The organism is Sphingomonas sp. PvP056, assembly GCF_040549155.1.
In the GTDB taxonomy this organism is placed as follows: Bacteria; Pseudomonadota; Alphaproteobacteria; order Sphingomonadales; family Sphingomonadaceae; genus Sphingomonas.
Genome location: NZ_JBEPST010000003.1, coordinates 402,012 through 413,207 on the forward strand (window position 1 = coordinate 402,012; position 11,196 = coordinate 413,207).

The window sequence follows — 11,196 nt, forward strand, 5'->3', positions numbered from 1 at the left end:
AACGCTACCGTGAAGGTCATGACCAGCCGGGAATTCAACCAGGATGTCAGTCTGGCGAAGCGCGCCGCGCGACTCGCGCCGGTGTGGATCACCGATCGCGGCACACCCACTCACGTGCTGCTGAGCATCGAGGCGTTCCAGCGCCTGTCGGGTGCGCGCGAGACGATCGTCGACCTGCTGGCGATGCGCGACGATGATACCGCGCCGCTAGACCTGTCGGCGGACAGAGCTGCATGGACTGGTCCGCGCTGATGTTCCTCCTTGATACCGATGTGGTGGCCGAACTCCGACGGGGGACACAGGCCGACGCGGCGGTGGCGGCATGGGCCGGCACGCTCGCGCCCGAGCAGCTTTTCCTTTCGGCCGTGTCGTTGATCGATCTCGAGAATGCCGCAATACGCCGGGCGCCGCGAGACAAGGGGCACACCGCACGGTTGCAACGCTGGATCGACGAACAGGTGCTGACCGCCTTTGCAGGGCGCATCGTCCCGCTCGACGCCGCGATCATCGCCCGCAGGCGTGCGGTGGCGGTGTCCGACCCGCGCGACGCGCTCGTCGCCGCCACCGCGCTCGACCGCGGCATGACGCTTGCCACGCGTCGTACTGCGGCGTTCAAATCCCCAAAGCTCAAGCTGCTCGACCCGTGGCAGTGGACCGCGGAGGACGACCTCGACTGGCGTCGCGCCAGCCGAACCGAGCCGCACTGGCTCAAGACGCTGTTCGTGCGCGCCTGACGTGGCTAGGATCGCATCATGACGGCCACGCGGAGGATCCTGATCGTTGGTGGCGGGACCGCCGGCTGGCTCGCGGCGGCCTACCTTGCCAAGGCGCTTGCCTGTTCTCCCGCGGGCGCGGCGCAGATCACCTTGCTCGAATCGCCTGAGGTCGGGATCGTCGGCGTCGGGGAAGGCACCTTCCCCACGATCCGCGCGACGCTCAAATTCCTTGGCATCGACGAGGGCGAATTTCTGCGCGAGACGTCGGCGACGTTCAAGCAGGGCATCCGGTTCGTCGACTGGCTGCACGCGCCCGACGGCGACACGCGGCACGAATATCTCCATCCGTTCGAGGCCCCCACCCATAGCGATCTTGGCAGCCTCGCGCCCTATTGGCTCGCACAGGATCCCCGCACGCGCGATACGTTCGCCGAAGCCGTCACGATCCAGAGCCGCGTCGGTGCCGCCGGGCGCGGTCCCAAGGCCTCGCGGGACGATCCGTTCGATGGACCGCTGGCCTATGCCTATCATTTCGATGCGGTAAAATTCGCGGCGTTGCTGGCGCGCCACGCGACCGCGGGGGGTGTGACGCACGTCAGTGATCTGGTCACGCGTGTCGATGTCGGCCCCGACGGGCGCATTGCAGGCGTGGCCACGCGCAACCACGGTGTGTTCGACGCCGATCTGTTTATCGATTGCAGCGGGTTTCGCGCCGAGCTGATCGGGGGAGCGCTGGGCGAGCCGGTCAAGTCGGTGCGCTCACACCTTTTCACCGACCGCGCGATCACCGCCAAGCTGCCCTATGACCGGGCACAGTCCCCGCTCCCCAGTTTCACCGGTGCTACGGCCCATGAGGCCGGGTGGTTCTGGGACATCGGGCTCGCTCACGCGCACGGCGTCGGCTGCGTCTATTCCAGTGCGCATATCGACGATGCACGTGCCGCAGAGATCCTCCACGCTTACCTCGGCATGGAGCCGGGAAGTGTGCCGACGCGGATGCTGGAGTTCGAGCCCGGCTATCGCGAACGACAGTGGATCGGCAATTGCGTTGCGGTGGGTCTGGCGGGCGGTTTCCTCGAACCGCTCGAAGCGACCGGGATCGTGATGATCGAGGCGGCGGTGGCGATGATCGCCGAGATGCTGCCGCACGGCGGGCCGATCGACGCCCCTGCTGCGCGCTTCAACGCATTGATGCGCGCGCGCTACGACAATGTCGTGACCTTCCTGAAGCTGCACTATTGTCTCAGCCGCCGCCGGGAACCGTTCTGGCGCGACAATGCCGATCGCGCGAGTTGGCCCGTCCGGCTGGGGGAGTTGATCGACCAGTGGCGCTATCGCGCGCCGGGACGGTTCGACCTTACGCTCGACACCGAGACCTTCGCCTATTTCAACTATCAATACGTCCTTTACGGCATGAACGAGGATGCCGCCTTGCCGTCCGGCCTCAACCGGCTGGCGAACGCGGAGGTGGCGGACCGACAGTTCGCGCGGATCCGGTCGCTCGGCGATCGGGCGAAACGCGAGCTGCTGCCCAACCGCGAATTGCTCGAAACGATCGGCGGCCAGGAAGCGCGAGCGCGACGGGGCTGAACGGGGTCGCCGATGACCCGGCTCATCGCGCCGGGGCGTAGCCGATCTTGGCGTTAGCCCATGTGATGAAATGGCGCATGTTGGGCGCATCGGTGTGCCCGCCCTCATGCTGGCGCCAGGCCAGTTCTCCATCGAGCAGGTCGGTGCCCTGTGGCGGCATCTGCGCCGCACGGTAATCGTCGCCCCGCCCCAGATCACGCTTTCCGAGCAGCGTCCACGCACGTCCAGCGGCGACGGTTGCCATGTAGCTGCCCTGCTGGTCGAGCCAATTGGCGTCGCCCTGTTCGGGTACGCCGTAGCTGACGAAGGCAAGCCGCGGTGCCACCAGCGCGAGCAGTTCGTGCGAATCCACCGGCAGATCCCCCGCCGTCCGGCGCCCGAGCCTACCGTTCTCGGTCCCGTATTTCAGGAAGTTGCCCGCCATCCAGTGATACTCCCCGGCGCTCGTGAGGTTTTCGACCTGTTCCCCGAAGTTGCGTCGGTGCGGCTTGACCCCGCCCTCCCCCGATGAACCGATCAGCACCATCGCGAACCGCTCGTCGAACGCCGCGGTGACCAACGCTGCCTTGCCCCAGCGCGATACGCCTTCGATGCCGACGTGCCGCGCGTCGACTTCGGGACGCTTGACGAGATAATCGAGCAACCGGCTTGCCCCCCAGCCCCATGCCCGCAACGCACCCCATTGTTCGGGCATGCGCGGCGCACCGTCGTTGACGAGACCGATGATCCCCTCGCGCAGCCCCGCGCCGGTATCGGCCTGAATGGTGGCGGTATCGAGCAAGGCGACGCCCCAGCCGGCGGCAATCAATTGGGTGATGCGGTCGTCGCTAGGGGGTGGCGCAAAGAAGCCGCCGGGTTTGACAAGTTCAAACCCGGGATGCTTCGCGAAGATCGTCGAAAATGACGGATCGCGTGCAATCAGCGTCGCCTTCATCGCGGCGTCGAGCCGGGCGGCTTCGGCGGCGTCGGGCTGGCTGGGCGATGGATAGCGCGCGGGCCCGAACATCACGAGCAGAGGAACTGCACCCTTGGCATTGGCCGGCAGCACCAGTGTGGCGCGGATGTCGACCGCGTGCCCCGGCGCTGCACGGTTATCGACATGGCCGACGAGCTGTTGCGCCAATACCGGCCGGCCACCGAAATACTCGCGATCGACCGTGTCTATCCGCCACGTCACGCCGGGCACGTTCGCGGGAATACGCCCGTAGACTTCGCGCTCGAACAGCGCGATCAGCTCCGGGCGGCGCGCCTCCCGCCACATTGCGGCGGTCTTGACCGGCCGACCGTCCGCCATCGTCAGCAGATCCGGCCAGACCGGGTAAGGGTTGGCCTTCGCCTGATCGTAATTGGCGGCATCCGCCGCAGCCGGATCGCCGTTCGCCCCGGGACGCAGCTTGGCGATGCCAAGCTGGCGCATCATGTCGGCATGGTCCTGTTCGGCCGTCCAGGGACCAGCCGCGGTCGACGCGGATACAAGCAACGCCGCAGCCAATATCCCCGCTATTCTCTTGCCCGACATCGTCCCCCCTCCGTGATCGCGCCGCCGCCCGCCCGTTGGCGATACGACGCGATCAGCATCGGGCAGTTGGACGCGAGCGGCAAGCCCCGCCGCCGTTTGCTCGCGTCAGAGGCCGAGACGCGACCGAACGGCGACTATAGCGCGAGGTCCGGGTGCCGATCGACCTTGACCCGCGTAGCCGCCGGCCGCGGAACGGTCGGGACGGTGACCGCGGGCGGGGCGATCGCGAGTTGCAGGGTGTTGGCGGTCGATTCCCATTGCTGCGCCAACCGGTCGGTCTGGTCGTTGAGCGCGATACCGTAGCTCGGCACGATGTCGCGGATCTTCGCCTGCCATTCCGGCGTGGCGAGCTTGGCCGGAAAAACCTTCTTGAGCAGATCGAGCATGATCGACGGCGCGGTCGATGCGCCCGGCGATGCGCCGAGCAATGCCGCGATCGAGCCGTCCTTCGAGGAAACGATTTCAGTCCCGAGCTTCAGCACGCCGCCCTTCTTGGGATCGCGCTTGATGATCTGGACGCGTTGCCCCGCTTGCCACAGACGCCAATCGCCGTTCTTTGCGGTGGGCAGATATTCGCGCAGCGCGTTCATCCGGTCTTCCTGCGACATGATCAGCTGGCCAGCGAGATATTCGACCAGGTCGAAATCATCCCACCCGACCGCGACCATCGGCCGGAAATTGTCGAGGGTCACCGACGCGGGCAGATCGAAATACGAGCCTTGCTTGAGGAACTTGGTTGAGAACGTCGCGAACGGGCCGAACAGCAGCGCCTGCTTGCCATCGAGATAGCGCGTATCGAGATGCGGGACCGACATCGGGGGCGATCCGACCGCCGCCTTGCCGTACACCTTGGCAAGGTGGCGGTGCGCAACTGCGGGGGTCTCGGTGACCAGGAACGATCCGCCCACCGGGAAACCGGCATAGTCGTCGCCCTCGGGAATGCCCGACTTCTGCAGGATCGGCAGCGCGCCCCCCCCGGCACCCGCGAAGACGAAGCGCGCGTTTATAATGCGCTTGTCATCAGTCTTCCGGTTGCGTGCGGTGACCCGCCAACTCTTGTCGGCATTGCGTTCGAGCGACCGGACTTCGTGCCCGGTGGTCAGCGTAACCCCCGGCTGCTTGCGCAACGTGGCGATGTACTGCCGCGTCACTTCGCCCCAGTCACAATCCGTCCCCAGCGGCGAGCGCGTGGCGGCAAGCTTCATCGCCGGGCGCCCCTGCATCATCAGCGGCACCCATTTCGTGATCTGCGCGGAATCGGTGGAAAATTCCATGCCGGAGAACAGCGGGCTCGCCTGCAGTGCGGCGTGACGCTTGCGCAGGAAAGCGACGTTTGCGTCGCCCCACACCAGGTTCATATGCGGGGTCGAGTTAATGAATGACCGCGGGTTCTTGAGAACACCGGCCTCGACCTGATGGCTGAGGAACTGACGGGTGACCTGGAACTGCTCGTTGATCTCGATCGCCTTTGCGATCTCTACCCGGCCATCGGCGGCGTTCACCGGGGTATAATTGAGTTCGCACAGTGCGGAATGCCCCGTGCCGGCGTTGTTCCAGCCGTTCGAGCTCTCATCCGCGACCTGATCCAGCCGCTCGACGATCTCGATCGTCCAGCTCGGCTCCAACTGGCGCAGCAATACCCCGAGCGTCGCGCTCATGATCCCGCCGCCGATCAGCAGCACGTCGACGGTGCGTTCGGCGGGGGCACCAGCCACATCGACCGGGAGCATCGCCGCGCTGCCCGCAACCAGCGCCGAGCCGATCACGCCGCGCCGGGTGACGCCGGATCGCGCCTCGGCAGCAATCGGTGCCGTAGTTAAGGCTGCGTCGTGAGGAGTATCGTTGGTGGGGCCGTTCCGGAGCGCCATGCTGTCGCCATCCTTCAAATCTTTGCATGCCGCATCGATAAAAAGCGATGGGCGCGCGGTTACACGCCGGTTTCAGAGGACGGCGCCACACTGACGCGCTCGACGGTCCGGAACCGTCGACGGCCACCGGGCCACGCACGAACGCGTGTCGAAAGACCTCTCCCAAAGCTATGGTTTTTCGACCAACTTCATTCGTAACGCGTGGCCGGTTTCAGCCCTTAAATGGGGCGTTTGGACGTTCGGCGCAAGCAAACCCTGCCCGATGACCCGAAAAGGTCGGTCCGAATTGGCAATTTCGCGCCGCGTTCGGCGCGCTTCGCAAACGCTATCCCCGCAAGGTGCGACGGTAGAAGTCCAGCGTCAGTGCTATCCATTGCAGGAACAACGCGGGATCGTAGCGCGGCCCCTCGTCCCGCAGGAACGCGTGTTGCGCATTCAACTCATGCCATTCGTACGGCACGGCGACGGCTTCGAGACCCGCCCTGATTGTTTCCCGCCCCGCGAACGGCACATGCGGGTCCTGCCGTCCCCACACGAACATCATTTCGGCTTTGAGGTCGCCGACGCGTGCCAGACTGTCGTCCGACTTGCCCTCGCCGAGCGAGCCGGAATGAATGTCGGTCGGATAGAAGCAGGCGGCAGCCGAGACGCGCGGGTCGAATGCCGCCCGATAGGCCAGATGGCCACCAAGGCAAACGCCGAACGTCGCGAGCTTGCCGTCACAGGCCGGGTGCGCGACGAGTGCGGTCAGCGCTGCTTCGGCGTCCGCATCGAACGCCGACACGGGCTTGGTGATCTTGAGCGCATTACCGCGATCGGTGCCGACCGGATCATACGCCAGCACGGTGCCGGCCGGTTCGTACTCATGATACACGTCGGGAACCGCGACCACATAGCCATTGCCCGCGATCATCGTCGCCAGCCTGCGGATCGGCGCGGTAACCTGATAAATCTCTGAAAACAGCAGCACGCCCGGGAACCGACCCTCGACCGCGGGACGAAAGACATGGGCCCGCATGGCGCCCGATCCGGGCACGTCGACAGTCAGCGTTTCGTCCGTGTGCACGATCATCGGCGACCCTTTCGTGGGGCAAGTGATGCCGCCGCCCGGTCCGGGCGATGGCATCACCGCCAATGCAGCAAACGCTGCGATGGTGCGAGCCCGGATCGGGCTCGCACCAGTCCGTATCAGTTGCGCAGCGAGTCGGGGACGACGCCACCGTTTTCGGCCAGCTTCGCCATCACGGCCTTATGCAGCGCAATATTCTGTTCCGGGGTGCCATCGGCACCGGCATGGACGCCGAGCTCGCTACCCAGTTCCTTGCGGGCAGTGAGGCTGGGATCGAGGTCGAGCAGCTTGAGCAGGTCGACGATCGACGACTGATAGTTGCCGCCGCCATCCTTCATCGATGCCATCTCGGACAGAACCGCGCCGACATCGACCGCCTGTGCCGGCTCAGGCGTCGCGGGGGTCGGTGCGGCAGCGGGTGCCGGGGCTGCGGCCGGGGTCGGTGCGGCCTGCGCGGGCGCTGCGGCGGCGGGCGCTGCTGCCTTTGCCGAACCGTGGTGGAAGATCTTGCTCATGATATTGCCGAAAATGCTCATTCGGATCACTCCTCGAAATAGCCTGCGAAACGGCGATTGCCGTGCCCGGCGTTAACGGCGCAACGGGTGCAAAGGTCCAGACGACTGCATCTCCGATCGATCAAAACGTCGCGTCGGTTGATGCATCCGCGGGAACGTCCCTTGCCAGCGGTGGTTGAGGACGCGTGCCGATTAGGTTCGCGACAGGAGGAACGTCCATGAAGACGCCATATATTGCTTTGTTATCCGCCGGAACGCTCGCGTTGGCGGCGTGCGGACAGAAGACGACCACCACCGAAAACACGACCGCAACGACGACCAACACCGAAATGACGACCGCAACGACGGTCGCGCCGAGCGCAGGCCAGACCTTCGCGAACACGGCAGCGGCAAGCGATGCGTTCGAGATCGCGACGTCGCAGATGGCGCTCACCAAGTCGTCGTCGGCTTCGGTCAAGAAGTATGCGCAGAAGATGATCGACGCACACACGCAGTCGACCGCCAAGCTGACCACCGCCGTCAGCGGCCTGACGCCGCCGATCGCGCCGGATGGGACGTTGAGCGCCACGCAGCAGCAGACGGTAGACTCGCTCAAGAGCAAGTCGGGTGCCGATTTCGACACGGCGTATATCGCGGCGCAGACGGCAGGACATCAGCAGACGCTCGACGCGCTCAAGTCCTATGCGGCGACCGGCGATGTTCCGGCCCTGAAGACGTTCGCGTCGACCCTGGTGCCGACCGTGACCGCGCATCTGAACATGGCGAAGGGCCTGAAGGCCTGACGCAAAGACGACGCGGGGCCGCGGTCCCGCGTCGCTCCGCCTCGTGCTCTACCGATGCCGACGTAGGCACTGGTAGAGCCAGGTTGACCTAGAAGTTGAAGCGCACACCGACGCGATAGGTGCGACCGATGATGTCGTACAGCGCGGGATTGGCATTGAACGGCGAGCGGGCCGGATCCTTGTCGAACAGATTGTCGACCTTGAAGTAACCGCTGACCTTCTTGGTGAAATTATAGGTTCCCCCGATATCGATGTAGAACGACCCGGGCATGAAGCGCGTGTCGACGGTCGGCGCGTTGGGGGTCGAGAGCGGGCAACTGCCGGGCGCACATTCGACATATTGATCGCCAATCGTGCCGTCGCTGAACCAGCGTTCCTGCACCAGCAGGCTGAACTGGTCGTTCTCGTAGGTTTGCACCGCCAGCCATTTCCAGTCCGGCGTCGAGCCAAGGTTCACGCCTGCACCGTCGGTCGGGATCGTGCCCGGCAAGCCGGTGTCGGTGATGAATTCCCGGATATGCGTGGCAAGACCGCGCACCGTGAAATTGCCCGGCAAGCCAAGCGGGCGCTGCCAACGATAGCTCGCCTCGATGTCGAACCCGCTCGTCTTGATCGACGCGAGGTTGAACGACTGGACGTTGACGAAGTTGGGGCCATCCTGGTTGTTCAGACTATACGCGCTGCACGTCTCGGGCAGGATGTTGCGGAAGCACAGATCGACGATCTGCGCCGCGCCGAGGCTGGAGACGACGTCCTTGATGTTGATCTTGTAATAATCGAGCGAGATACTGAACCCCGGCAGCCACGCCGGGTTGGAGAGAACCGCACCGAACGATGTGTTCCGCGCGATTTCAGGCGTCAGATTGGGGTTGCCGACCTGGTTCTGGATCGCGACGACGTTCACGTTGCGCACCGGATCGAGGAAGTTGGGCAGCGTGGTCGTGACCGGCGCAGCGAACAGCTCCGACAGGTTAGGCGCACGCACGTCGCGCGACGTCACCGCGCGCAGGCGAAGGCCGTTGATCGGCGTGTCCCAAGTGCCGCCGATCTTCCACGTCCACGCGGTGCCGGACGTGCTGTATTCGGTCACACGCGCCGCACCGTTGAGGTTGGCACGCCCGAGCGTTTCGGAATTTATGATCGGAAGATCAAGCTCGGCATAGGCTTCCTTGACGTCGAACGCGCCGTTGCCGTTCTTGTAATTGCCTGCATACCAGTTGTTGCCGCCCGCCAGCAGGGTCGGATCCGCCGGATATTCTGCCGTGTTCGGGCTGATGCTGCTCACCCCCGCACCATAGGCGTCGGCGCGTACCGTGTAATATTCCTTGCGATACTCACCGCCGAACGCGACCGCGAGTGGCCCGGCCCACAGATCGATCGGCGATCCGGAGAAGTTCACGCTGACGACGTCCTGCGTCAGCCGCATCCGCTGCAACGGGCCGTTCGCTGGGCTGACATATTCCTTGGCTGCAGCCGAAGGCTCCGCGCCACCGAAGATGTTGATCGGCTGACACCCATTCGCCCGCGCAACCGCGCTGGCGCACACGATCGCGCCGTTGAGTTCGACCGCTTGGATCGCCTGGTTGAAGTGCGGGGTGAGCAGGACGTTGTTGACGTCGACCGCGATGTTGTTGATGCCGCGCTCGTAATAAGCGTCGTAGGTCCACTTCGATCCGCCGATCGACACTTTGCCCTTCGCGCCGACGACGTAGCGATACTGGCGACGATCCGTGAACACCCGCGTATTGGGCAGGATCGCGTTGCTGGTGCCATATTGGAAGCTGGTGATCCCGGCGGTTGCGCACGCCGCCTTGACCGAAGCGGGCACATACGGATTGGCGCATTGCATCGTCAGCCCCGGGCGGTTGGCCCCGTTGGTCGGCTGGTTGTTGGTCGTCACCTGCGCAACGTTGACGGTGGCATAAATTTCGTTGTCGTCGGCAAAGTCATAGCCGATCCGACCATAGCCCACGACGCGCTGGATCGCGGATTGCAGCGACCGGCCGGTGTCGATGTTGCCCGACGTGTCGCCACCGACGCAGAAGCCCGGATAGCAACCATTGACCGTACCCGCCGCGTTGCGGGCCGGCGTTCCGTTCGATCCGTACTGGAAGGCGAACGGTGCGCCATTCTTGTCGAACGCTGTTCCCTGCAATGGCCCCGCGGTGATCAGGCCGTATTTGGTGAAGCCGGTGCTCTGGACGTTGTCGAGCAACAGATATTGCGGTGATCCGTCATTGACGACGTTACGGTTGACCAGCGAGGTTTGCGTGAACCACGTGCGTCCCCCGGCGAGACCCAGTCCGAAGTCCCCTGCCCCGACGCCTTCCTCCTTGGCGAATTCGCCGCTAGCGACGACATGGAGGCGATCGTTAAAGAAGCTGCGTCCGGCGGCGAGCTGGATCAGGCCCTGCGCATTGTCGCCGTACGTGGTGATGCCGCCCTGGACATTGCCCTTGATGCCCTTGAACCGCGTATCGGTGATGAAGTTGACGACGCCGCCGACCGCATCCGACCCGTAGGATGCCGACGCACCACCGTTGACGACGTCGACGCGCTGGATCAGCAATTGCGGGAACTGGCTGACGTCGGTCACGCCGGTGTAATAGGCACCGACCACCCGCTGTCCGTCTAGCAGCGTCAGGGTGCGGATCGGTCCGAGACCACGCAACGACAGCGAACTCAGCCCCTGCTGGCCGCTGGAGGTGCTGAAGGTGTTGGTCGCCGAACCGCTCGACCCTTGCAGCGACGGAAGCTGCGCGATCGTCGTGAAGACGTTGGGTTGCGCATTGCCCTGGATCTGCGCGGCCCCGATCACGGTTGTCGGCGTCGGCGCGGCGAACCCGTTGGAAACGATGCGCGAGCCGGTGACGACGATGTCGCCACTATCACCGCTGGCGGCGTCGGGCGCGGTTGCAGCCGTCGGGTCGACCGTGCCGGGCGGGACTTGTGCGGCAGGCGGTGCAACCGGCGCCGGCGTGGGATCGGGCGCGGTGGTTCCTTCGGCGACCTGGCCGAATGCCGCGGTCGCGCTCATCGCGCAGGACAGTGCAAGGATGCCTGCGGACAGACGGACGCGCTGGCGCAGCGCATCCATTCCGCCTGGTCGGGCCATGATCGGCGAACATTCCCCCGTT

At 65.0% G+C, this 11,196-nt stretch carries 9 protein-coding genes; 4 read left to right on the forward strand and 5 right to left on the reverse strand.

All coding sequences use genetic code 11. The features are described from left to right. The first annotated feature begins 18 nt into the window (after window positions 1–18). The 3 genes from ABIC17_RS09585 to ABIC17_RS09595 are packed head-to-tail and all read left to right on the forward strand — an operon-like array spanning window position 19 to window position 2,306. A complete protein-coding gene (locus tag ABIC17_RS09585) occupies window positions 19–252 on the forward strand; it encodes a type II toxin-antitoxin system Phd/YefM family antitoxin (RefSeq protein ID WP_502958436.1) in 234 nt (77 codons plus the stop codon). Then, window positions 234–734, forward strand: a complete 501-nt coding sequence (locus tag ABIC17_RS09590) for a PIN domain-containing protein (protein WP_354281292.1) — start codon at window positions 234–236, stop codon at window positions 732–734. Before ABIC17_RS09585 ends, ABIC17_RS09590 begins: the two co-directional genes overlap by 19 nt. A gap of 18 nt (window positions 735–752) precedes the next feature. Next, entirely contained in the window at window positions 753–2,306 is a 1,554-nt protein-coding gene (locus ABIC17_RS09595) for a tryptophan halogenase family protein (RefSeq protein ID WP_354281293.1), read from the forward strand. Between the two features lie 22 nt (window positions 2,307–2,328). On the opposite strand, the gene ABIC17_RS09600 is transcribed toward ABIC17_RS09595, so the two are convergent. The 4 genes from ABIC17_RS09600 to ABIC17_RS09615 all read right to left on the reverse strand — a co-directional run bounded on the left by ABIC17_RS09600 (window position 2,329) and on the right by ABIC17_RS09615 (window position 7,298). Further along, window positions 2,329–3,825 carry a glucuronyl esterase domain-containing protein gene (locus tag ABIC17_RS09600; protein WP_354281295.1) on the reverse strand — a complete coding sequence of 499 codons (1,497 nt, stop codon included), beginning with the start codon at window positions 3,823–3,825 and terminating at the stop codon, window positions 2,329–2,331. A 134-nt stretch (window positions 3,826–3,959) separates the two neighbouring features. Then, window positions 3,960–5,693, reverse strand: coding sequence for a malate dehydrogenase (quinone) (mqo, locus tag ABIC17_RS09605; RefSeq protein ID WP_354281297.1), 1,734 nt, complete (start codon window positions 5,691–5,693; stop codon window positions 3,960–3,962). A gap of 325 nt (window positions 5,694–6,018) precedes the next feature. Continuing rightward, window positions 6,019–6,765, reverse strand: a complete 747-nt coding sequence (locus ABIC17_RS09610; RefSeq protein ID WP_354281299.1) for a dienelactone hydrolase family protein — start codon at window positions 6,763–6,765, stop codon at window positions 6,019–6,021. Between the two features lie 116 nt (window positions 6,766–6,881). Next, complete coding sequence (locus tag ABIC17_RS09615; protein WP_354281300.1) at window positions 6,882–7,298, reverse strand: DUF3597 family protein; 417 nt, start codon at window positions 7,296–7,298, stop codon at window positions 6,882–6,884. Between the two features lie 197 nt (window positions 7,299–7,495). Here ABIC17_RS09615 and ABIC17_RS09620 point away from each other — a divergent pair, with 197 nt between their 5' ends. Beyond that, complete coding sequence (locus ABIC17_RS09620; RefSeq protein ID WP_354281302.1) at window positions 7,496–8,059, forward strand: DUF4142 domain-containing protein; 564 nt, start codon at window positions 7,496–7,498, stop codon at window positions 8,057–8,059. Window positions 8,060–8,147: 88 nt separating this feature from the next. Here ABIC17_RS09620 and ABIC17_RS09625 read toward each other — a convergent pair whose 3' ends face one another. After that, a complete protein-coding gene (locus tag ABIC17_RS09625; protein ID WP_502958444.1) occupies window positions 8,148–11,156 on the reverse strand; it encodes a TonB-dependent receptor domain-containing protein in 3,009 nt (1,002 codons plus the stop codon). Window positions 11,157–11,196: the final 40 nt, after the last annotated feature.

Bases quoted from the DNA above. Each gene is read 5' to 3' on its own strand.
- ABIC17_RS09610 (WP_354281299.1), bottom strand. From the start codon at position 6,765: ATGATCGTGCACACGGACGAAACGCTGACTGTCGACGTGCCCGGATCG.
- ABIC17_RS09600 (WP_354281295.1), bottom strand. From the start codon at position 3,825: ATGTCGGGCAAGAGAATAGCGGGGATATTGGCTGCGGCGTTGCTTGTA.
- ABIC17_RS09615 (WP_354281300.1), bottom strand. From the start codon at position 7,298: ATGAGCATTTTCGGCAATATCATGAGCAAGATCTTCCACCACGGTTCG.
- ABIC17_RS09590 (WP_354281292.1), top strand. From the start codon at position 234: ATGGACTGGTCCGCGCTGATGTTCCTCCTTGATACCGATGTGGTGGCC.
- mqo (WP_354281297.1), bottom strand. From the start codon at position 5,693: ATGGCGCTCCGGAACGGCCCCACCAACGATACTCCTCACGACGCAGCC.
- ABIC17_RS09620 (WP_354281302.1), top strand. From the start codon at position 7,496: ATGAAGACGCCATATATTGCTTTGTTATCCGCCGGAACGCTCGCGTTG.
- ABIC17_RS09625 (WP_502958444.1), bottom strand. From the start codon at position 11,156: ATGGATGCGCTGCGCCAGCGCGTCCGTCTGTCCGCAGGCATCCTTGCA.
- ABIC17_RS09585 (WP_502958436.1), top strand. From the start codon at position 19: ATGACCAGCCGGGAATTCAACCAGGATGTCAGTCTGGCGAAGCGCGCC.
- ABIC17_RS09595 (WP_354281293.1), top strand. From the start codon at position 753: ATGACGGCCACGCGGAGGATCCTGATCGTTGGTGGCGGGACCGCCGGC.